Genomic DNA, 22,082 nt, shown 5'->3' with positions numbered 1-22,082 from the left:
GCGGTCACGCGGGAGAGAAAGCGAGGCGGGCGACGGCTCAGGTCGCGCGGAGCGCACGGATCGGGCGCGGCCCGAGAATCGAGCATAGCATCCGGACGCCCCGGACCGGCCCAAGGGCCTCGGGCCGGTTCAGCCGCGGTGGTTGGTGTAGCTGGCGTTGCCGAGCCCGGTGCCGATGGTCAGCACGCCCCAGCGCTCGACAGCGAGCATGCGAGGTCGCTCGCTGAGCCCCTGCACCACGGCGTCGTTGTGCAGCAGCACCCTCGGTGCGCGGTTGCCGATGCGGTCCAGCCTTGACTGCAGCGCATCCGCCAGCAGGAAATCCTCGGCCTCCCAGTCGCCCGGCAGGTTCTGCGCGCCGTGCAGGATGCGGCCGTCGAGGTCGATCTGCCCCGGACACGCAATACCGACGAAGGGCGAGAGCCGCAGGCCGAGCGTGCGTGCGTGTGCGATCAGTCCGTTGAGCATGGCCGCCATGCGGACCACCGCATCCTCTCGATCCGGCGATTCGGTGGCGTGCCGCCACTGGCTGCGCTCCAGGACCCGCGCGCGGCTGCCGTCGTCGCGCTCATCGAGATGCGGCGCCACGATGCCGCAGCGGATGTTGGTGCCGCCGATATCGACGGCGAGGAACGCGTCGTGTCGATGCGTCACCGCGGGTGCCAGCGGCACCCAGCCGAGCAGCCCGGCGTCGTCGCCATCGTGGCGCAGCAGCGACAGGTCCACGCCGCTGCGTGCGAGCTTGAGCAGACGCGCAGCGCGGCGGGCCGACAGCGCGCCCACGCGGCTGCCCGGAAAACCGCCGCCGATGACGATGCGACGCACCCCGTGCCACTCCTCGGTTGCCAGAAATCCACGCACCACGCCCGCGAGCTGGTGCGCGTGATCCTCGACCGCCGCATGCACGAGATGCGCAGCATCGGCGTCGCCACCGACCAGCACCAGGTCGATCTCGCTTTTCGGGATCGCGTGCGTCGCCGTGCGGCCGAAGGGATCGCGGCGTCCGGTGAAGTGGTGCCGGCGTCGTGCGTCGAGAAAGCGCCGGAACGCCGTCTGGCTCGCGCGATCGCCGAGGAATCCGTCGCCGTCTGGATCCCGCAACGGCAGATTGCAGCTGTCGATGCGTAGATCGGGGAGGCGGATCGCGGCGTGGCGGTTGCGGGTATCGCGCGGCATCGGGGCACAGGCTTGCGGAGTGTCCCGCATCGTCACGGCTGGGCGGGTAGCGGAACGTGACGGCTCCGGTAGCATGCGTCGCGATCTTCAGACCCCCGTTTCCCGATGTCCGAACACCCCGACACCACGCAACACCCGGCGATCCGTCGCGCGCACCACATCGCGGCCGCGAGTCTCGCTGTGTTCGTCACCGCGGCGGTCGCGCTGCACCTGTTGCGCCCCGAACTCGATCCGGTCGCCAGCCAGATGAGTCTGTATCTGATCGGCGACTGGGGTCCGCTGCTGCAGATCGCTTACGTCGCGCTCGGCGTCGGCATGGTCGCGCTGGGCTGGGCGCTGCGCGAAGCGCATGCACCACAGGCGCGAAGCGTTGCGGCGCTGCTGCTGTTCGTGCTCGCGGGCATGTCGCTGTCGATCACCGCCTACGCGTGGATGGACATGCCGGGCGTGGACCGTTCGCTGGAAGGTTTGATCCATGGCGTGTCCGCGCAGGGCGCGTTCCTGTTCGCGACGACCGGCATGGTGGTCCAGGCGCTCGGGTTCCTGCGCGATCCGGCGTGGCGGCGGACGGCGCGCTGGGCATTGCCTTGGGCGTTGCTGTGTTTTGCGTCGGTGTGGATCCTGGCTGCGTGGCGCGAGGCACCACGTGGGCTCGCGCAGAAGTCCGTGATCGTGCTGATTCTCGGCTGGATGGTCTGCGTCCTGCGCTTGCTGGCGATGCGTCTGCGCTGAAGCGACGCGCGTGTTGCGTTCACGTGCTGCGCACCAGGCCCGGCGGAAGATTTCGTCACTGGCGACGCGTGCTCGCGTCGCCCCGCAAGGAGAACGTTTCATGATCAAGTGGGCCATCATTTTCGCCGTCATCGGCCTCGTCGCCGGCGCGCTGGGTTTCAGCGGTGTCGCCGGTGGCGCGATGGGCATTGCGAAGTTCCTGTTCTGGGCCGCGGTCATCATCGCCGTCGTCCTGTTCGTGCTGGGCCTGACGGTGGCGAAAAAAGTCGTCCGTTAGCCCGCGCAGCTTCATCTGTGTCGACCGAACCGCCCGCTTGCCGGGCGGTTCGCGTTTCCGGGATCCGCACACGAGCAGCGCCTGCGCCTGCGTTGACGTGGGCCGCGTTAGGCTCGTTGCACGACCAACCTGGAGTGCACCGTGGAATCGACCGTCCATCCGTTTTCAGAACTCTTCGCCCAGCTGGGCCTCCCGAACGACGAGGCCTCGATCCGTGCCTTCATCGCCGCGCATGGGCCGTTGCCCGACGACATGCGACTGGAAGGAGCGCCGTTCTGGACCGAGTCGCAAGCGCAGCTGCTGCGCGAGGAGCGCATCGAGGACGCCGACTGGATCGTCGTGATCGACCAGCTCAATGTCGCGCTGCACGCGCGTCCGTCCACATGAGGTGGTTGCAGGGTCTCGCCGCGTCCACGTTGCTGTTGGCGGGGGCCGCGCACGCCCAGTCGACCGGCGATGCAGGCACTGCAGGCGCTTTCGCATTCGTCGATGTCGACGTGCTGCCGATGGATCGCGATGTCCGCCTGGAATCACAGACGGTCCTGGTCCGCGATGGACGCATCGTCGCCGTCGGCCCGAGCGCCAGCGTCGATGTGCCCGACGACGCCACGCGCATTGCCGGAGAGGGCCGGGTGCTGATGCCCGGACTGGCGGAGTTCCATGGGCACGTGCCTGGCGGCGACGATCCCGCCTATGTGCAGGACACGCTCGATCTGTATCTCGCCAACGGCGTGACCCTGGTGCGCAACATGTCGGGCGATGTCTCGCATCCCGAACTGCGCGCGCGCATCGAACGCGGTGAGGTCAATGGTCCGACGATGGTCGTGGCCAGTCCGTGGTTGCGCAGCGAGGATGCCGACGCGGCTGCACGGGACGTACGCGCGCATCACGCCGCCGGATTCGACCTGGTCAAGATCGGCAGTATTCCTGCCGATGCGTATCCGCGGATGGCCGAGACGGCCGATGAAGTAGGCATTCCGTTCGCCGGTCATATCCCGGACGGCGTGCCGCTCGAGGTGGCGCTCGACGCGAAGCAGGCCTCGATCGATCATTTCGACCGCTACGTGGAATTCCTGGTGCCGCCGGGGACCGACACCGGTGATCGCGAAGCGGGCTGGTTCGGCAGCGGCTGGGTGCAGTGGGTCGAGCGTGGGCGGATCGAAGACGCCGTCACGTGGACCCGTGCTGCCGGGACCTGGAATGTGCCGACGCTGACCCTGGTCGAACACATGGCCTCGACGGAGACGGCCGAGGCGATGCTGCAGTGGCCGGAGATGCGTTACATGCCGGCGTCGGAGCGCGAACGCTGGCGCCGCGCCAAGCACGAATACGCGGCGCGCGAGACCTTCCAGCCGGACGCAGCGCAGGCACTCGTCACGCTGCGCCGCGAGCTGCTGAAGGCCTTGCACGACGGCGGTGCGCCGATCGTGCTCGGTTCCGACGCCCCGCAGTTTTTCAACGTGCCGGGTTTCTCCATCCATCGCGAGATGGCGATGATGCAGGCCTCGGGTCTGACGCCTTACGACGTGCTGGTCACCGGCACGCGCAATGCGGCGCAGGCGCTGGGCACGCCCGATGCATTCGGCACTGTCGAAGTTGGCCGTCGTGCGGATCTGGTGCTCCTTGCGGGTGATCCGCGCGAGGACCTGTCGCATGCGCAGACGCCGCTCGGCGTCATGGCGCGCGGTCGCTGGTGGCCGCGCGAAGCACTCGACGCGCGCCTGTCGGAGATTGCCGAGCGCCACGCGGAGTGACCGGCGACCCGCCGCGCGCCTGTCGCGCGGCGGACCTGCACGGATCGATCAGAACAGCAGAAACACCAGGCTGATGATCGCGCCCGATGCGAACAGCACCATCAGGCAATACCCCATGATGTCCTTGATCTTGAGCCCAGCGATGGCGAGCAGTGGCAGGGCGAAGAACGGCTGCAGCATGCTGGTCCACGCATCGCCCCAGGCCACGGCCATCGCCACGCGCGGCAGATCGGCGCCCAGCGCCTGCGCCGCCGGGATCATCACCGGCGCCTGCACGGCCCACTGGCCGCCCCCGGACGGCACGAACATGTTGATCAGGCCCGCCGACAGGAACGTCAGCACAGGCAGTGTGTCTGCGCTGGCGAAGGACGCAAACCATCCCGACATTGTCGTCGCCAGCCCGGAGCCGACGAGGATCGCCATGATGCCGGCATAGAACGGGAACTGGATCACGATGCCGGCGCCGCCCTTGATCGCTTCCTGCAGCGCCGCGAGCAGGCGCGCCGGCGTGCGATGCAGCACGATGCCGAGCATCAGGAAGCCGTAATTGACGATGTTGAGATTGAGTCCGCCGCCGGCGATGAAATGATCGGCGAGGAACACCAGGCCGGCGATGCCCACCGCGACCGATAGGATCCCGCTGTGCTCGAGGCGTTCGGCCGGGCTCGAGTCGCGCGCGAGCACTGGCGGTTCCGGGTCTTCGGGCGGCGTGAACAGCACCGCGTCCTGATCGCTCGGCGTCATTGCGCGGTTGATCAGCGGGATCGCGATCACCAGCAGCCCGATGATCAGCAGATTGAAGGGCGCGAAGATGGTGTCCGATGCCGGAATCAGTCCGATGGCCGCCTGCATGAAATGGCCTTCGGTGGCGATCGTCAGCGGGATCGAACCCGACAGGCCGCCGTGCCAGATGACGAAGCCCGAATAGGCGCTCGCCACCAGCAACCGGTAATCCACTTTCACGAAGCGCGCCACTTCACGGGCGAACAGCGCGCCGATGACGAGTCCGAAACCCCAATTGATCCAGTTGGCGGCCATCGCGACGAGGGTCACCACGACAATCGCGGTCTTCGGCGTGCGGCAACGCGAGGCCATCCACGTCAGGCCGCGCTTGACCGGCGGAGTCTTGGCGAGAATGAAGCCGGTCACCAGGACCAGCAGCATCTGCATGGAAAAGCCGAGCAGTTCCCAGAAGCCGGTGCCCCAGTAGCGGACGAGTTCGAGCGGCGACGTCTGTTCGATCGCCAGGGCGGCGATGGCGGCCAGCGCGGTGAAGATCAGGACGAAGACGTAGGCATCGGGCAGGAACCGTTCGACGAGCCGAACGGACAGGCGCGTGGCGCGCTGGAACATGGTGGGTACCGGCGTGGGAAACGACCGCGCAGCTTAGCGGTGCAGCACCGGCATGCCTGCTGGACGATGGTCTACTGCTGCCGGCCGCGTCGCGGTGCGAAGCGTCGTGCGTGATGCAGGAAGACGCTTGCGCGATTCAACCGTGCGCGTCGCTCGAGAGAGGGCGTGGCGAACGCGTGCGCGCGGATGCACGCACGCGAGCCTTCAGCTCAGAGCGGTGCGGCGGGCGCGCCGGTACAGATGCGGTCGGGATGATCGGGACGCGTCAACAGCGCGTCGTGTCCGCCTCGCGTCCACAACACCACGCCGGCTTCGTCCATGTACTTGGTCCCGGTCGGCCCGTCTTCGGTACGCAGCACATGGTGGTCGCCGCCGACCGCGACACTGACCTGGCCATGGCCATCGAACGTGGCATCCACGGGCGTGCCTTCGCAGTCGTAATGGATCACCTGCGGTGCGGGCGATCCGGAATCCGGCGTCGCGGCGTCGGTATTCTCGGCCACCGGCGGCGTAGGCGAATCATCGACGGTGGGTGCTTCGGCCGGCGAACAGGCCGCCAGCGACAGGCCAATGGCCACGGTGAATCCAGGTGCAAACCAGCGCATGGTCGTCTCCTTGCCTTGGGGATCGATCGACGCGTGGGGGCGGGGAGAGCAGACCGAGGATATCGCCTCCGGCACACGGAGGCGATGAATGGGCGAATGCGTCAGTAGACGCGCACGCAGTTGCGTTCGTGCTGGCCCTGCAGAGTCAGACGCGCCTCGTCGGTGCCGTGGCTCCAGAACACGTTGCCGTCGGCATCGGCGAAACGATCGCCTTGTGCGGTCTCCGCGCGCGGCAGATCCAATGTCACGCCGTCGACGACGAACTGCACCCGGGCGTCATCGCCTTCGCCTTCCTGCGCGAGCGTGATGCGCGTGCCTTCGCAGTCGTAGTTGATCGTGTTCGACGGCGCGGTCTCGGCTTCGCGCGCGGCGAGCGAGCCGGTGGGCGGTGCTTCTTCCGCAGCGGTAGCGGCAGGAGGCGGTGGCGTGTCCGTGGCCGGCGATGCGGGTGTCGATTCACCGCCACATGCGGCCAGGGCCAACGTGAGCAGGAGAGCGGTTGCGGGTGCTGCGCGCATAGGGCGTCCTCTTCGAGTCGGGCGACGGCGTGGTGCCGACAGGTGACTGCAGGCTAGGGAAGGTGCGGTGAACGGAGGGTGGCGTTGTCGTAAGCGAGGCCTGTGCTGCTCGGAGGATGGGTAAAGCGCAACGAAACCCATCGTGTCAAAGGTTCGCGCGAAGATGCCGATCGACGACTGCCTCTCGATATCCCGCACCCGACGATCTCTCTCGAAGGGACAGGTACTGGATGCATGCGTTTATTCCGGCACGCGATGCCAGGGCTGGAATGCGCTGCCAACGAAAGAGCGCGAATGCCGATGCAACACGCGAACGCGCTTCGTACATGCCTGCACGAAGCGCCCCTGCATCCGATCAGGCCGCGAGGCCGCGCATCGCGTAGCGATGCTGGTCGGCGCCGCTGCCGGCGGTGTCGACGGCTTCGAGGAAATCACGGCCCCAGCGTTCGACGTCGTAATAGCGGACGATGTCGAACAGTTGGCGCTGCCGGCCGACGGCTTCGTGCTCCGGCATCGACAGCGCCTGCCGCAGGCCGGCGACGAGATCCGTCAGGTCGTGCGGATTGGTCAGCACCGCGCCCTTGAGTTCGGCGGCCGCACCGGCGAATTCCGACAGTACCAGCGTGCCTGACGAGCCCTCGATGCCGTGCGCTGCCACGAATTCCTTGGCGACCAGGTTCAGGCCGTCACGCAGCGGCGTGATCCACATCACATCGGCGGCCGCGTAGTGCGCCAGCACTTCCTCGAACGGCAGGCCGCGGGCGAAGAACCGCACCGGCGACCAGTCCAGCATCGCGTGGCGGCCGTTGATCCGGCCCACCGCCTGCTCGATCTGCGTCTGCAGCTCCTGATAGACGGTCATCTCCTTCGCCGCCGGCACGCACACCATCAATAGCGTGACCTTGCCGCGCAGGTCGGGCTGTTCACCGAGCAGGCGTTCGAAGGCGAGCAGCTTCTCGAGCGTGCCCTTGGTGTAGTCGAGACGCTCGACCGACAGCACTAGCTTGCGACCGGAGAATTCGCGGCGGATCTGCTCCAGCCGCACACGCACCCGCGGATGTGCCAGCCCGGTCTCGATGCGCTTGAGATCGGTGCCGACCGGGTGCGCGCCGAGGCCCACTTCGCGGTCGCCGACACGGATGCGCGTACTCATCTCGTCCATGCCCACCGCGCAGCCGTAGGTCAGGAACCGCGGGGCGCAGCCTTCGCGCTTCAGCACTTCAGTGGGCATCGCGCCGCGCACCACGTCGACGAAGTTCTCGACCTGGCGCGGGATGTGAAAGCCGATGTAGTCGCACTGCAGCAGGCTGCCGAGGATTTCGCGGCGCCACGGCACCACGTTGAACACGTCGGCGGACGGGAAGTAAGTGTGGTGGAAGAATGCGATGCGCACGTCCGGACGCAGTTCGCGCAGGTAGGCAGGCACCATCCACAGGTTGTAGTCGTGCAGCCAGACCGTCGCCCCGGGCGCGGCTTCGGCGGCGGTGGCCTCGGCGAACTTGCGGTTCACGCGCAGATAGATCTTCCAGTCGTCCTCGTTAAAACGCGCACGTTCCCAGAAGGTGTGCAGCATCGGCCAGAACGCTTCCTTCGAGAACCGCTTGTAGAACGCGTCCACCTCGCTGTGGGTCAGCGGCACGCGGGCGACGGTGAGGTTGGGATAGGCGTCGGCATCGACGGGTGTGCGTGTCTCGAACTTGCCGAGCTTCGGGTCATCTACGCTCCACGCGACCCAGGAGCCTTTCTGGCCGCTGCCGAAGAAGCCGAGCAGGCTGGGAATGATGCCGTTGGGCGAGGTCGGGCGCCGGCGCTTGCGCTGGCCGTCTTCCACGTATTCCTCGTATGGCAAGCGGTGATAGACCATCACCAGATCCGACTGGCCGGTGGCGGGCTCGGCGGTCTTGCGCAGATGCGGATCGTCGGCGTCGAGCAGGTCGAAGTGCGTGATCGCCTCGAGGATGCCGCCGCAACCCGGCGCCTGGGCATGAAACACGTTGGACAGCTGGTCGGTGGCCTTGACGAGCGCCGGCTCCGATTCACCCACGCACACGCCTTGGAACCCGGAGGTGTACATCGACAGGTCGTTGAGCGTGTCGCCGGCGACGAGCACGCGCTCGCGCGGCAGTTCCAGATGATCGGCGAGCGCGGCGAGCGTGCGGCCCTTGTCGGTGTCGGGCGGGAGGATGTCTAGATAGCGGTCGGCCGAATACAGCACCGAACAGCCGAGCTTGCGGGCGGTGGCTTCGATATCGCCGCGCACATCGGCCAGCGCTTCGGGCTCACAGAAGTAGGAGCAGCGGCGTTCCTGCGGCACGTCCTGGCGCACAAGACCGGCGAAGCCGGCCATCGCATCGGCCACGGCGCGCTCGCCCGGCCAGCGACGGTCGATGCGCGTCTGCAGGGGCTGGATCGGCTGCAACGTGTGGCCGTCGACGACGGTGCCGCCGACATCGCAGATCACGTAGTCGGGACGCGGCAGGCTGGGATCGGACAGCAGCGGCATGACGGCTTCGAGGCCGCGGCCGGTGACGAAGGTCAGGCGGATCTCGGGATGGCGGTCGACCAGGCGGTAGAGCTGCTGGCGGTGCGCGGGAGAGCCGGCGAGAAAGGTGCCGTCGAGGTCGGTCGCGAGCATCAGTCGCGGCACGAACGGGGTATTGGCGGGTGTGAGGTCGGGTGTGGTCGTTTCCTGAGTCAATGTGGGTCCTTGTGATGTGGATCGGAAAGGTCGGGGCCCTCGGGTGCGGGGCCGGTTTCAGGCAGCAGTTCGAGCGCGGACGGCGTGGTGCGCAGCATCGGATGGAAGACCGACGGATGGTCGTTGTCGCGCTGGCGCAGCAGGCGGCGACCGGCGGCGATGAGCGCGAGCGCCCCGAGAATCAGCGCGAACGAGGCGGGCAGGGCGGTCGGGCCGAAGCGCGACATCGCAAAGCCGACGATCGCCGGGCCGATCGCCGAGCCGACGCCGTTGAGCAGCAGGAGGCTGGAACAGCCCGACAGCGTGTCCTCGGTCGGCAGGTGATCGAGCAGGTGCGCGACGCAGATCGGATAGATCGCGAACGCCACGCCACCGAACAGGAAGAACAGGCCGAACAGCGCCAGCTGCGAACGATCGCCGGCGAACATCATCGCCACACCGATCAGCGCGGCTGCCGCGCAGATCAGGGCCAGTGTCGTGCGCCGGTCGCCACCGTCGGAGAGGCGACCGATCGGCCACTGCAGCAGCGCACCGCCGAGGATCGTCGCGCTCATCAGCGACGCGATGCCCTGCAGATCGAGGCCCACGCCTGCTGCATAGACCGCGCCCATGCCCCAGAAGCCCCCCATCGCCACACCGGCCAGGAGTGCGCCCGTGGCCGCCGCAGGCGCGGTGCGCCACAGCGCGGCCAATGCCAGGCGCGGCACGACCGGCAACGTCGGCTGGGTCATGCGGCTGGCGACCACCGGCAGCGCCGCCAGGCAGATCAGGATCGCGACGATGCTGAAAAGTGCGAACGACGCGGGATCCTGGAAGCCGATCAACCATTGCCCGGCCGCCAGTGCCAGCAGGTTCACCGCCATGTAGACCGCGAAGACCTGGCTGCGCTTTTCCGGCGGCGCCTCGACGTTGAGCCAGCTTTCGATGACCGTGTACAGACCGACCAGCGCGATGCCGGTGATCACCCGCAGCGCGGCCCAGGCCCAGGGATCGATGAAGATCGGATGCAGCAGGATCGCCGCCGCGCACAGCGCCGCATAGAACGCGAAGGCGCGGATGTGGCCGATGCGCTGGATCAGCCCAGGCGCGAGGTAAGTGCCGAGGAAGAAGCCGACGAAGTAGCCGGACATGATCAGGCCAAGCGTCTGGTCACTGAAGCCCTCGAGACCGCCGCGCACGGCCAGCAACGTCCCGAGCAGCCCGCTGCCCATCAGCAGCAGGGCGACACCGACGAGCAGCGCGGCGAGATTACGGACGACTGGAATGGCGGAACCTCCACGGCATGCAGCGAAGGTGTGTAACTATAACATATTGAAAATATTGAATATTTTCACCGGTTATCGACAGCTCGTCCGGATGCTGCATTGCAGCGAAAACCCTATTGCAATCATGCGCTTGCGCCCGGTCACGGATGACGTGACCAAAAATGAACACGCGTCGGGCGAAGCTGTGGCAGCCGATCCGAGAGATGACCTGTCATGCGAATCCATGCGTTCCGACTGCTGCTGCCCGCCGTGCTGTTGATGGCCGGCTGCCAACCCGACGCGACGTCAGCGGACGCCGCCGATGGCGCGATACCTGCGCCAGGCCCCACGACACCGCGCGCGGATGCAGACGCAGAAGAGGACGTGGTCGTGTTGACCAACGAACCCTTCTGGCAGGCGCGCTTCGAGCGGGGTGCGATCGTGCTGAGCGGTCCGGACGAAGCCGGCCGCTTGTTCCCGGACGTGCGCAGTTCGATGACCGCGGACGGCCTGCGCCTGGATGCCGCCGACGCGACCGGCGACATCGTCGTGATCGTGCGCCGCATGCGCTGCGAAGACGATATGTCCGGAGCCCGCTTCCCGATGACCGGCCTGTTGACGATCGATGGTCGCGGCCCGTTCCGCGGCTGCGCGCGGCCTGCGTCCATGCCGCCGCCGACCCCACCGGACGAAATGGGCGACACCTCCGCATCGACCGCGATGCCTGCGCGCTTTCTGGGACATTGGGACGCCAGCGCAGAGGCCTGCGGATCGGACGGCAGCGACCTGGTGCTGCACATCGAGCCCGAGTTGCTGCGCTTCTACGAGAGCACGGTGACACCGGTGATGGTGCGGACGCCTGATGCCGACACGGTCCACCTCGAAGGCCGGTACGAGGGCGAAGGTGACACCTGGAACGAGACACGGACACTGACCCTCGACGGGGCCGATGTGCTGCTGGTCGAGGACGCGGCGGGCAATGTCACCCGCCGCGTGCGCTGCGAGGGTTGAACGTCAACGCGGCTGACGCGCGTGCATGTGTCCCAGACCCAATTCGCCGGCAGCCGATGGCTGCTTTCAGGCCCGCACGCGCAGCGTTGTGACGACCTCAGGCTGCGCCCAGCTGCTCGATGTCGCGCACGTCGCCCACCCAGAGGTAGTGCGGGGTGTCCGGATGTTCCAGATCGTCGAGCCGCAAGCGCGCGTTGTGGCCTTCGTCGCCATCGCTGTTCCGGAAAATCTCCAGCGTCGGCCGGGCGGACACCGTGCCCTCGACAACGGCACCGTCGTCCAGCGTGACCCGCACCCGGGCCTCGTCGTCGAGCAGAACGATGCGCCGCTCGATCGCTTCGAGATCCTCGCGGCTGGTGAAGATGCGTGGCGGTGTCTGACTCATGGACGGCTTCTCCGGTGACGGACGCCTATGCTCGCGCCACCCGCGCAACAGACCGTGAGGACGGAAGGCAAGAGGCCCCCGACACCGGCGCCCGAGCGACTCAGCTGTCGAGCGCAGGGCGTAGCAGACGGTCGTACTCGGTCCGCACAACGCCGTAGCACTCGCAGGTGCGTGCCGCCAGGCATTCGCGATCCAGCACCTGGATCACCCCGCGGCTGTAGCGGATGCAGCCTTCTTCCTGCAGCCGCCGCGCGGCCTCGGTGATGCCCTCGCGGCGCACGCCCAGCAGATGCGCGATCTGCTCCTGGGTCATCTTGATCTCGACGGAGCCGACCCGGTCGTTGACCAGCAGTAGCCAGCGCGAGAGCTGCTTGTCGACGGTGTGGTGGCGGTTGCAGACGCCGGTCATCGCGGTATGGGTGATCAACGCCTGGAAATAGCGCAGCAGGATTTCCTGGAACGCGCCGCCACGCTGGAATTCGCGGACCGCGAACTCGCCGCGCAGGGCCAGCGCTTCGCCGCCGACCTTGACCACCGCGCGCGTCGGCACGCTGCGCGCGCCTGTCAGCAGGCCCACGCCGACCATGCCCTCGTTGCCGACCATCGCGAATTCGCTGGTGTCGCCACTCTCAAGGGCGTACATCAGCGACACGATGCCCTCACGCGGGAAGTAGATGGTCGTCTGGGCCACATTGGCTTCGTGCAGCACCTTGCCGGCCGGCATGTCGACCAGCTGGACTTCGTCACCGACGCGGTCGCAGACATCGTCGGGCAGGTCCTGCAGCAATCCATTGAGCGGCGCCCAGGGCGCTTTCTTCTTCATGCGCAGCGAAAGGTCCATCGGATGAACGAGTATGGATTTTCCCGGCTGAATGCGGCGCCGTATGTACGGCAACGCGCATACAGCTGAATGCACTACGTGCGTTAGCGAACAGACCTGTATGCGTGCCGTTCACATGCTGTCGACGCGATGCCGGTGTCAGGAGGCTTCGCAACACTACGCTCAACAGGGGTATCGGCGTGAACGCAGATGACGTCGAGTTGTGCCGGGTCTATGGACAGATGTCGCGGGAGTACCTGGGCGATCGCGCCTGGAGCGACTGCGAGGCGCAGTTGCGCGAGGGCTGGATCCGGCTGCGGCGCAATCCCGAGGTGGACTGGGACGATGCGGCGCCCCTCGTGCGCACATTCTGGGAACTGACCCCTGTCGGGCCCGATCACGCCTGAAGGCAGGTCAGTCCTCGCGCCCGGCGTCTAGCCGGATGCCATCGTCGTCGACGGCCAGGTGCATTTCGATGGGCCGACAACACACGGGGCAATCCTCGACATAGTCCGCGTCGCCGACGCTGGCGTCGACCAGCGTTTCGAACCGTTCCCCGCACCAGGGGCAGCGCAATTTGGCGACATCCTGCATGCGTCGATCATGTGGACGGCCGCGTGGGGGCACCGTGAGCAACGGCTTCACGTCGAGGGCAGGCGCGCTGGGCGACGGTAAGCGCTTGATTCCCAGCGTTGAAGCAGGAGCCCGTCATGACCGAGTCGCACCCCACCTTCAAGCCGTACGAGGCACCTGCAGGCGGTTGGGGGTCGGTGAAGTCGCTGCTGCGTTACGGCACCGGTGATGGCGCGCAGACGATCGAAGGCGCCCGGCAGCTGCAACGCCAGAACAAGATCGACGGGTTCGCCTGCGTCAGTTGTTCGTGGGCCAAGCCGGCCGAGCCGCACACCGCCGAGTTCTGCGAAAACGGCGCGAAGGCCACGATGTGGGAGCTCGACACCCGTCGCGCCGATGCCGCGTTCTTCGCGAAGCACACCGTGACCGAACTGCTGACCTGGGCCGACCACGATCTCGAGGCCGCAGGCCGGCTGGTCGAGCCGATGCGATACGACGCTGCCAGCGATCACTATGTACCGGTGTCCTGGGACGAGGCCTTCGCGATCGCCGGCGGCGTGATGCGCGGCATGGCACCCGAGCGCGCCGTGTTCTACGCGTCCGGCCGCGCATCGCTCGAAACCTCCTACATGTACGGCCTGCTGGCGCGGCTCTACGGCAACAACAATCTGCCCGACAGCTCCAACATGTGTCACGAAAGCACGTCGGTCGGTCTGCCGCGCAGCATCGGCGTGCCCGTGGGCACGGTGTTGCTGGAAGACTTCGAGCACACCGACTGCATCCTTTCGTTCGGCCAGAACGTCGGCGTCAACAGCCCGCGCATGCTGCATCCCTTGCAGGAAGCCGCGCGCCGCGGCGCCGAGATCATCACGTTCAATCCCCTGTACGAACGCGGCTGGGAGCGCTTCACCAATCCGCAGGAACCGCTGGCGATGGTCACCGGCGCGTCGACGCGGATCAGCAACGCCTACTTTCCGGTACGCGCCGGCGGCGACATCGCGCTGATGCAGGGCCTGGCGCGTGCCTTGCTCGATCTCGACGATGCGGCGCAGACGGAAGGGCGCGCGCGCGTGCTCGATGTCGGTTTCATCGAGACCCACACCCACGGCTTCGACGCATTCGAAGCGTGGCTGCGGGCGGCAGACTGGACCGAGATCGAACGCGAGAGCGGACTGTCGCGCGCCGACATCGAAGGCGTCGCCGGGGTGTACGCCCGGGCCGAGTCGTCGATCCTGATCTACGGCATGGGTCTGACCCAGCATCGCCACGGCGTCGACAACGTACGCATGGTCTGCAACCTCGCCCTGATGCGTGGCAATGTCGGCCGCCCGGGCGCCGGCATCTGCCCGGTGCGCGGGCATTCGAACGTGCAGGGGCAGCGCACGGTCGGTATTTCCGAGAAGCCCGAGCTCGTGCCGCTCGACACACTCGCCGCGCAATATGGTTTCGAGCCGCCGCGCGAAAAGGGGCTCGATACAGTCGGGACGGTGGAGGGCATTCTCGACGGCAGCGTCGAAGCCTTCATCGGTCTCGGCGGCAATTTTTCCCGTGCCGCGCCCGATACCGGTCGGCTGGAACCGGCCTGGCAGGGACTCGCGTTGAGCCTGCAGATCGCCACGCATCTCAACCGCAACCATCTGCTGTGCGGTCGCGAGACCCTGCTGCTGCCGTGCCTGGGGCGGATCGAGGAGGACGTGCAGGGCGGGGTCGCGCAGCACGTCAGCATCGAGGACAGCACGACCTGCATCCACGCTTCGTTCGGCAACAGTCCGCCGGCTGGCCCGATGCTGCGCTCGGAGCCAGCGATCGTCGCCGCACTGGCGCAGGCGATCCTGCCGCCGGAGCGGGCGGCCTGTGCGCCCTGGCAGGCCTGGGTCGACGATTACGCGCGGGTGCGCGACGCGATCGAGGCGACCTATCCCGACCAGTTCAGGGACTTCAACGCACGCCTGCATACGCCGGGCGGTTTTCCGCGCCCGGTCGCTGCGCGCGAACGCCGCTGGTCCACCGAGAGCGGCAAGGCCGAGTTCCATGTGCCCGACGTACTCTGCGCGACCGGGTTCGAAGACCGGGCAGGGCGCTATCGCCTGCTGACGGTGCGTAGCAACGACCAGTTCAACACCACTGTCTACGGGTATCACGACCGCTTCCGTGGCATCGATGGCACCCGCCGCGTTGTCCTGATGAATGCCGAGGACATCGCCGAGCTGGGGCTCGCCGACGGAGAGCAGATCACGCTCGCCGCTGACTTTGACGGGGATGCCGAGGTCCGCGAGGTCGGCGGACTGCGCGCGATTCCATATCGCATTCCGCGCGGCTGCATCGCGGCCTACTATCCGGAATGCAATCCGCTGATCCCGGTCTCGCACCATGCGATCGACAGTCACGTGCCCGCAGGCAAGTCGGTCCCGGTGCGTGTGGTGCGGGGCGGCCACGCACCGGTGCCTGCAGGGCCTGCGCCGGGTTGAGCCTCGTCGACCACGTCAGATGCACATGCGGCGCTGCGCTGCGGCCGCTCCGCACCGAACAAGGGCCGTCGCCACGCGAAAGGGCGTCCAGCCGATCCTGTCGCTGCATGCCCGTGATTCCGAGTGGCGGCCTCATCGAGGTCGCCAACCGGATCTGAGGCGCAGCGCGCCAGTTACAGCATCGCCAGTTCGACGTTGCTGAGCGTCCTGCCGTAGTGCTTGCGCAGGCGCAGCTTGCGCTCGAGGTCGTCGAGGATGCGCCCGGAGAAATCGAGACCGGTCAGCTCTTCGAGCATGTTGATGCCGCCGGGCGTGTCGACATTCACTTCCATCAGCTTGTCGCCGACGATGTCGAGGCCGACGAAATACATCCCGTCGCGGATCAGCTTGGGCGCGACCAGCTCGGCCAGCCGGAGGGCGTCGGCGTCGGGCTTGGCCATCTCGTACTTCCCGCCGGCGCTGATGTTGCTGCGCGCGTCGCCACTGTCGTTGTAGCGGCGGATGCAGGCGTAGGTGCCGTCGACTTCGAGCGGGCGGCCGTTGAGCATCAGCAGGCGCAGATCGCCGTCTTTTGCCTTGGGCAGATATTCCTGCGCGATCGCGTAGCCGTCGCGCAGTACCGCGTCGATCATCTGGTTGAGGTTACCGCCGCTCTCGGGCGTGACCACGAAGACGCTCTGGCCGCCCGAACCCTGCAGCGGCTTGATGACGCCGTAGCCTTCGCGCGCTTCGATGAAGGCCTTGATCTCCTCGACATCCCGGCTGATGCAGGTGACCGGCCGGACGTCCTCGGGGAAATGCTGGAAGTAGGTCTTGTTGGACGCATCGGTCAGATGCATCGGGTCGTTCACGACCAGCGCCCGCTTGAGTGCACTGAGTTGCGCGAACAGCAAGCCGCTGCCCGGCGCCCAGGGGCGCTCGACCATCTCGTCGGCGGGATCGCTGCGCAGCATCAGCACGTCGAGATCATCGACGGAGATGCGTTCGGTCGGGCAGCCGTCGGACTGCAGGTCGGCCAGCAATGCCGCATCGTCGGCATAGTCCTGGCCGCAGGGCATGTGGGCACAGGCACGCACGGTGCCGTCGGCGTCATAGGTGAAATCGGCAAGGCCGATCAGTGCGATCTCATGGCCGCGCGAGAGGGCGCGGCGGGCTAGACGGATCGTGGTGTAGTTGTCCTGCTCGGTATCGACGTCGTTGACGACAAAGCCGAAACGCAGGGGGTGTCCGTCTGTCATGCAGCGTGCTCCGGGGTGCGGTGTGTGTGGAAGAGGCGTTCGATCGGGGTGCGCCGGCAGGCGTCGAGACGGCTGCGGAAATCGTCGTGCGTGGTGTAGCGGGGCAGCAGCGCGGGCGGCACGATCCATCCGTCGTCGATCAGTGCCTCCAGCAGCTCGAGTTGCGGCAGCGCGAACTTGCCGAGGAAGAGGGCGTCGAACTCTCCACCCGCTTCCAGGTAAGCCAGCAGATCGCGAAGGCCACGCAGATACACCGCGTCCTTGGTGAGGCCGCCGCCGCGCCGCGCGCGGACCGCGACATCAAAGGCATCGTCGGTGGGCATTTCGTGGGCTTCATGCAGGCAGGCGAAGATCGCCGGCAGTTGCTCGCCGTTCGCGGCCATCGAGGTCGCGACCACGCGCGCGGCCAGAATGCGCAGGCGTTCGCCGGGCAGATAGCCGGCGAGGAATTCGCCGAGCACGCCCAGGCCTTCCTGCATCGGATCGTAGTGCGCCAGACCGACTTCAAGCTGGCGCAACGCCTGCTGTCGCCCGTTGTGCCGCGTGACCACGTGGGTGCCGATTTCGTGCTGGATCAACGGCTGCACGCGCGCCCTCGGCAGGCGGATGTTGCCGTCGATGTAGAACGTGCCGTGCGAGACCATCAGCATCGAACTGATGTCGGTATCGACGACGACGTCGATATGGAAGTCCGGCGCCTGCGCGCGATACCAGGCGATCTCGGCGTCGACCTGGCTGCGGACTTCATCGATACCGCAATCCGCAGTCAGCGGTTCGCTGCTGCCGACGGTCGCGAGAATACGCTGCGCCAGATCGACCAGCTCCGGCTCCACTGCGCCGAACAGCGCCTCACTGGCGTCGACGAAGCCCGGCTGGTCGCGCTGCTCGACCAGATCGATCATGCGGCCGAGTTCGCCCTGCTTCTCGGCGAGCAGGGCTTGCAACGCAGGCGATTCGATCTCCGCGACGGGCAGCGCATCGAGCGTCTGACGCGTCTGTACCAAGTCGGTGTCGAGGTCGACATAACGCAGCGTCGGTTCGATCGTGCGGCCGGACGACTCGAACGTATCCCACAGGCCCACACCATCGAGCGGCGACAGGGCGAGCAGCCAGTCGAGACGCGCATCGAGCGCGGCCAGCGAAGCGTCCACGTGTGCAGCCACCGGCGGCAACGGTCGGGCGACCGGCCGCCGGGCAACACCCGCGCTCACTTGAGAAACTCCGGACGCACGGCGTCGACCGCGTGTGACAGGCCGTCGCGCAGGGCGTACAGCGCGGAGATATCCGCCTGACCGCTCCATTCGTCCATGAAGATCTTTTTGTATTCCGGCGAGATCGTGCAGACCCGATCGCCCCAGTGCGCGTAGACCCATTCCGGAAAGTGGCCGCCGGTTGGAAAGCGCACATTGCAACGCACATCCGGCAACACGCCGCGCACCGGATGGCGGCGCAGCACATTTGCGAAGCGCCGGGCGGTATCGCCCCAGCGGTCGGGATCGAGGGTGGTGATGCCCAGTTCGATATCGGGGTTGGCATCCTGCGAGGCAGGCGGCGCGTCCGGCCCGTCGCGGCGATGGTTGTAGCTGTGGATGTCGATCAGCAACGCGCTGCCCCAACGATCGACGGTGCGATCAATCAACTCGCCGACCATGTCGTAGAAGCGGTCGTGCAGCGCGAGCGAAGTCTCGTGCTCTACTTCTTCGAGCGGCGCCTTCCACACCTCCAGGCCCCAGGCAGCCTCGGGGGCGGTGTAGACGGCTTCAGCGCGGGCGCGGTTGAGATCCACCTCGAAGCGCGACTGGCGCACCCGCAGGCGGGTGTCGCCCACCTGGGTCAGCAGACTGGTGAGGGGGTCCTCCTCGCGCCAGCGCGCATCGTCGTCGAGCGCGACGCGTGATCGCAGCGAAGGACGCAATGCGTGGCCGTCGTGGATCGCGGTCGCGATGACCGGACCGTCGGCAACGGCGAGATCCCAGGCGTCGACGCGCTCGAGCAACGCTGGCGGCGTGGTGTCGGAGAACAGCGGGGCGGGGGCGGGACGGCGTAAATCAGGCATGGCGCGCATGCTCGCAATCCGGGAATGATGCGGTCGTGACCACATCGGTGCCCGGCCTTGACGACTGTTTAACCTACAATCGCGCCTCCCTCGCGCAGAGCCTTCCTCATGGCGCCCAAGGCCACCGTTTACAAAGCCGAACTCCAGGTCACCGACATGGACCGGCATTACTATGCCTCGCACGACCTGGTGCTGGCGCAGCATCCATCGGAGACCGAAGCGCGTCTGATGGTGCGGCTGATCACCTTCGCGCTGTTCGCCGACGAACGTCTGGAATTCGGCCGCGGCCTCAGCAACGAGGAAGAACCCGATCTGTGGCGCCGCGATTACACCGGCGACATCGAACAGTGGATCGATCTCGGCCAGCCGGACGACAGCCGCATCCGCAAGGCCAGCGGACGCGCGCGCCAGGTCGTGGTGGTGAACTACAGCGGCAACGCGGCGCAGATCTGGTGGGACCGGATCGCGAATTCGCTGACCCGCCTGAAGAACCTCACCGTGGTCGATCTCGACCCGGCGAAGATCGAAGAGGCGGTCGGCCTGCTGCAGCGGAGCATGCGCCTGACTGCGATGATCCAGGACGGCGAACTGCAACTGATGAGCGAGTCGGAGACCGTCACGATGACGCCGGTCTGGCGGGTGCGTCCGGCGGAGAGCTGATTCGCATCTTTTCCAGCTGTCTCGATGCCAGCACCTCTCCCTCCGGGAGAGAGCCTGCCCCGGACCTGATCCGGGGTCGACGCGCGAAGCGCGTCGGGTGAGGGCGGGGCTTTACAGGTGAAGCCCCAAAGCACCCTCATCCGCCCCCCGCCTTCGCGGGGGCAGGCTCTCCTGGCACCCCGTATCAAGTACGGGGCAGGCTCTTCCCCCGGAGGGGGAAGGAAAAAAAGCATGCGCAGCGCAAGCCCGTCTCACCCTGGACGCGCGCCGCCATGACCTCGGGCCGTTGCCCCGGCCGCAGCCGATGGCTAAGGTCGCGTCTCGCCTCGTTCGCAGGAAATCCCGCATGCCGCTTCGCCGTCCCGTCACCGCCGCACTTGCTGCAGGCCTCGCACTGTCTGCCGTGACTGCTCACGCCGACGAAGGCATGTGGATGCCGACCCAGTTGCCCGACATCGCCAAGCCGATGCGCGACGCCGGCTTCCGCGGTCGCGCCGACGCATTGGCCGATGTCACCGCGCCGCCGCTCAGCGCCGTGGTCAAGGTCGGCGGCGGCACCGGCGCCTTCGTGTCCGATTCGGGTCTGCTGCTGACCAATCACCATGTCGCCTATGGCGTGATCCAGTACAACAGCAGCGCCGAGCGCAACATCATCGACGACGGCTTCATCGCGGACGGCCGCGCCGACGAGCGTCCCTCGAATCCCGATTTCCGTGTGCTGGTGACGGTCGGTTTCGACAAGGTCACCGACGAAGTACTGGCCGAAGCACGTGGCAAGACCGGTCGCGCGTATTTCGATGCGGTGGACGCCGCCGGCAAGCGCATCGTGGCCGAGTGTGAGCAGTCGGGCGAGGTGCGTTGCAGCGTCGCCAACATGTACTACGGCACCGATTTCTACCGTATCCGCCAGCTGGAGCTGCGCGACGTGCGCCTGGTCTATGCGCCGCCGCGTGCGATCGGCAACTACGGCGACGAGATCGACAATTTCATGTGGCCGCGCCACACCGGCGATTTCACCCTGCTACGCGCCTATGTGGGCCGCGACGGTAAGCCGGCCGACTACAGCGCCGACAACGTGCCGTACGCGCCGCCGGCGCACCTGCAGATCGCGCGCGGCGGCCTGCACGCAGGCGATTACGCGATGCTGGCCGGTTATCCGGGCACGACGTTCCGGCATCGCACCGCGGCCGAATTCGACGCCCAGGTCGCACGCGTATTGCCGCAGCGCGTGGCGGTGTTCGATGCGCTGATCGACGCGGTCGAGACCGCCGGCGCGGATGACGCCGACATCCGCACGCGCTACGCCTCGCAGCTGCAGTCGCTGAAGAACAACCGCAAGCGCGCCGCCGGCGAACTCGAAGGTCTGCTGCGCAGCGACGCGGTACGCCTGCGCGGCGAGGACGAGACTGCAATGTTGGCCGCGACCACGGGCGACGACGCGACCGACATCGCCGCGTTGGAGACGATCCTCGGCCAGGCCGATGCCGCAGCCGCACGCGACCAGCTGCTGACACTGGTCGCCAGCCAGACCCAGCTGCTGCGCTCGGCGCTGCTGCTCGAACGCCTGCGCATCGAATCGGCGAAGGGCGAGGATGCCGCGCGCGAGACCGGCTACCAGCAGCGCGACCATGCGTTGATCGAAGGCGTGCTGCGTCAGGCACAGCGGCGCTACGCGCCGTCGGCGGAGAAGGCACTGCTGTCGGTGCTGGTCGGCCGCTACCAGCAGTTGCCGGACGCGCAGCGCCTGCCGGCCTTCGATGCCGCGTTTGGGCGCACGCCCGAGTCGCTGAAGGCGGCGCTGGACACAGTCTATGCGCGCACGACATTGGGCGAGGAGACCGAGCGGCTCTCGCGCTTCGCCGATGCACGCGCCGGCCGTCCGCTGGCCGACGATCCGCTGCTCGCGCTGGCCGCGCAGCTGGTCGCCGCCCAGCTCGATGCGGAAGATGCGCGCAAGACCCGCGAAGGCGAACAGCTGCGGCTGCGCCCGGCGTACATGCGCGCCCTGTTCGCATGGCGCGCGCAGCAGGGGCGCGCGGTCTACCCCGACGCCAACGGCACGCTGCGCGTGAGCTACGGCAAGGTCGAAGCGCTGGCACCGCGCGACGCGGTGGCGTTCGCGCCGGTGACCACGGTCGCCGGCATCGTCGAGAAAAACACTGGACAGGTACCGTTCGACGCGCCGCAACCGCTGCTCGATGCGATCGACAGGGGCGATTTCGAAGGCACCGCCGAAGCCTCGCTCGGCACCCAGCCGGTCAACTTCCTGACCAATCTCGACACCACCGGCGGCAACTCCGGTTCGCCGGTGCTCAATGCGCGCGGTGAGCTGGTCGGCCTGAACTTCGACAGCAACTGGGAGTCGGTCAGCGCCAGCTGGTGGTTCGACCCGCGCTACAAGCGCGCGATCCACGTCGACATGCGTTACATGCGCTGGCTGATGGCGAAGGTCTACCCGGCGCCGGCATTGCTCGAGGAAATGGGGTTGCCGGCGCGATGACGGCGGTCTCCGGT

Annotated in this window: 21 protein-coding genes; 9 read left to right on the top strand and 12 right to left on the bottom strand. The window is 67.3% G+C overall.

Annotated features, from left to right (window positions below; genetic code table 11):
* Positions 1-129 precede the first annotated feature (129 nt).
* Entirely contained in the window at positions 130-1,176 is a 1,047-nt protein-coding gene (locus tag AC3IRM_RS09325) for an ROK family protein (protein ID WP_489202901.1), read from the bottom strand.
* Positions 1,177-1,281: 105 nt separating this feature from the next.
* Here AC3IRM_RS09325 and AC3IRM_RS09320 point away from each other — a divergent pair, with 105 nt between their 5' ends.
* From AC3IRM_RS09320 to AC3IRM_RS09305, 4 genes are all read left to right on the top strand, one after another.
* On the top strand, positions 1,282-1,908 hold the full coding sequence (locus AC3IRM_RS09320; RefSeq protein WP_489202900.1) for a DUF998 domain-containing protein: 627 nt from the start codon (positions 1,282-1,284) through the stop codon (positions 1,906-1,908).
* 100 nt (positions 1,909-2,008) lie between these two features.
* A complete protein-coding gene (locus AC3IRM_RS09315) occupies positions 2,009-2,185 on the top strand; it encodes a DUF1328 domain-containing protein (RefSeq protein WP_310235146.1) in 177 nt (58 codons plus the stop codon).
* 141 nt (positions 2,186-2,326) lie between these two features.
* The gene (locus AC3IRM_RS09310) at positions 2,327-2,572 is read left to right on the top strand and encodes a DUF2789 domain-containing protein (RefSeq protein ID WP_489202899.1); all 246 of its coding nucleotides are present in this window, start codon (positions 2,327-2,329) and stop codon (positions 2,570-2,572) included.
* Positions 2,569-3,939, top strand: a complete 1,371-nt coding sequence (locus tag AC3IRM_RS09305) for an amidohydrolase family protein (protein WP_489202898.1) — start codon at positions 2,569-2,571, stop codon at positions 3,937-3,939. The genes AC3IRM_RS09310 and AC3IRM_RS09305 overlap by 4 nt, the downstream gene beginning before the upstream one ends.
* A 48-nt stretch (positions 3,940-3,987) precedes the next feature.
* Here AC3IRM_RS09305 and AC3IRM_RS09300 read toward each other — a convergent pair whose 3' ends face one another.
* The 5 genes from AC3IRM_RS09300 to AC3IRM_RS09280 all read right to left on the bottom strand — a co-directional run bounded on the left by AC3IRM_RS09300 (position 3,988) and on the right by AC3IRM_RS09280 (position 10,378).
* Entirely contained in the window at positions 3,988-5,292 is a 1,305-nt protein-coding gene (locus AC3IRM_RS09300; protein WP_489202897.1) for a short-chain fatty acid transporter, read from the bottom strand.
* Between the two features lie 209 nt (positions 5,293-5,501).
* Positions 5,502-5,897: an MliC family protein gene (locus AC3IRM_RS09295; protein WP_489202896.1), complete on the bottom strand. Its 396-nt coding sequence runs from the start codon at positions 5,895-5,897 to the stop codon at positions 5,502-5,504.
* A gap of 101 nt (positions 5,898-5,998) precedes the next feature.
* Complete coding sequence (locus AC3IRM_RS09290; protein ID WP_489202895.1) at positions 5,999-6,415, bottom strand: MliC family protein; 417 nt, start codon at positions 6,413-6,415, stop codon at positions 5,999-6,001.
* Positions 6,416-6,770: 355 nt separating this feature from the next.
* Positions 6,771-9,113: a glucosylglycerol-phosphate synthase gene (gene ggpS, locus AC3IRM_RS09285; RefSeq protein ID WP_489202894.1), complete on the bottom strand. Its 2,343-nt coding sequence runs from the start codon at positions 9,111-9,113 to the stop codon at positions 6,771-6,773.
* On the bottom strand, positions 9,110-10,378 hold the full coding sequence (locus tag AC3IRM_RS09280; protein WP_489205889.1) for an MFS transporter: 1,269 nt from the start codon (positions 10,376-10,378) through the stop codon (positions 9,110-9,112). The genes ggpS and AC3IRM_RS09280 overlap by 4 nt, the downstream gene beginning before the upstream one ends.
* A 213-nt stretch (positions 10,379-10,591) precedes the next feature.
* Between AC3IRM_RS09280 and AC3IRM_RS09275 the strand changes: the two genes are divergently transcribed.
* Positions 10,592-11,368 (top strand): hypothetical protein, encoded by a 777-nt coding sequence (locus AC3IRM_RS09275; RefSeq protein ID WP_489202893.1) that lies wholly within the window; start codon positions 10,592-10,594, stop codon positions 11,366-11,368.
* A 97-nt stretch (positions 11,369-11,465) separates the two neighbouring features.
* On the opposite strand, the gene AC3IRM_RS09270 is transcribed toward AC3IRM_RS09275, so the two are convergent.
* The gene (locus AC3IRM_RS09270; protein ID WP_489202892.1) at positions 11,466-11,753 is read right to left on the bottom strand and encodes a DUF3247 family protein; all 288 of its coding nucleotides are present in this window, start codon (positions 11,751-11,753) and stop codon (positions 11,466-11,468) included.
* A 100-nt stretch (positions 11,754-11,853) separates the two neighbouring features.
* Positions 11,854-12,594, bottom strand: coding sequence for a Crp/Fnr family transcriptional regulator (locus AC3IRM_RS09265; protein WP_489202891.1), 741 nt, complete (start codon positions 12,592-12,594; stop codon positions 11,854-11,856).
* Between the two features lie 179 nt (positions 12,595-12,773).
* On the opposite strand from AC3IRM_RS09265, the gene AC3IRM_RS09260 reads away from it, so the two are divergent.
* Entirely contained in the window at positions 12,774-12,980 is a 207-nt protein-coding gene (locus AC3IRM_RS09260) for a hypothetical protein (protein ID WP_489202890.1), read from the top strand.
* A gap of 7 nt (positions 12,981-12,987) precedes the next feature.
* Here AC3IRM_RS09260 and AC3IRM_RS09255 read toward each other — a convergent pair whose 3' ends face one another.
* Positions 12,988-13,167 carry a CPXCG motif-containing cysteine-rich protein gene (locus tag AC3IRM_RS09255; protein ID WP_159681730.1) on the bottom strand — a complete coding sequence of 60 codons (180 nt, stop codon included), beginning with the start codon at positions 13,165-13,167 and terminating at the stop codon, positions 12,988-12,990.
* A gap of 116 nt (positions 13,168-13,283) precedes the next feature.
* On the opposite strand from AC3IRM_RS09255, the gene AC3IRM_RS09250 reads away from it, so the two are divergent.
* Complete coding sequence (locus AC3IRM_RS09250; RefSeq protein ID WP_489202889.1) at positions 13,284-15,614, top strand: FdhF/YdeP family oxidoreductase; 2,331 nt, start codon at positions 13,284-13,286, stop codon at positions 15,612-15,614.
* A 173-nt stretch (positions 15,615-15,787) separates the two neighbouring features.
* Here AC3IRM_RS09250 and AC3IRM_RS09245 read toward each other — a convergent pair whose 3' ends face one another.
* Genes AC3IRM_RS09245 through AC3IRM_RS09235 form a run of 3 tightly spaced genes read right to left on the bottom strand, consistent with a single transcriptional unit; the run spans position 15,788 to position 18,908 of the window.
* Entirely contained in the window at positions 15,788-16,852 is a 1,065-nt protein-coding gene (locus AC3IRM_RS09245; protein ID WP_489202888.1) for an ATP-grasp domain-containing protein, read from the bottom strand.
* Positions 16,849-18,063 carry a peptidase MATCAP family protein gene (locus AC3IRM_RS09240; RefSeq protein WP_489202887.1) on the bottom strand — a complete coding sequence of 405 codons (1,215 nt, stop codon included), beginning with the start codon at positions 18,061-18,063 and terminating at the stop codon, positions 16,849-16,851. The genes AC3IRM_RS09245 and AC3IRM_RS09240 overlap by 4 nt, the downstream gene beginning before the upstream one ends.
* Entirely contained in the window at positions 18,060-18,908 is an 849-nt protein-coding gene (locus AC3IRM_RS09235; RefSeq protein ID WP_489202886.1) for an N-formylglutamate amidohydrolase, read from the bottom strand. The genes AC3IRM_RS09240 and AC3IRM_RS09235 overlap by 4 nt, the downstream gene beginning before the upstream one ends.
* Before the next feature lie 108 nt (positions 18,909-19,016).
* Between AC3IRM_RS09235 and AC3IRM_RS09230 the strand changes: the two genes are divergently transcribed.
* The gene (locus tag AC3IRM_RS09230) at positions 19,017-19,568 is read left to right on the top strand and encodes a YaeQ family protein (RefSeq protein WP_489202885.1); all 552 of its coding nucleotides are present in this window, start codon (positions 19,017-19,019) and stop codon (positions 19,566-19,568) included.
* Positions 19,569-19,914: 346 nt separating this feature from the next.
* On the top strand, positions 19,915-22,068 hold the full coding sequence (locus AC3IRM_RS09225) for a S46 family peptidase (protein ID WP_489202884.1): 2,154 nt from the start codon (positions 19,915-19,917) through the stop codon (positions 22,066-22,068).
* Positions 22,069-22,082 lie beyond the last annotated feature (14 nt).

Source organism: Luteimonas sp. KH_071 (genome assembly GCF_057838005.1).
This window is presented reverse-complemented; position numbering and strand designations above follow the sequence as displayed.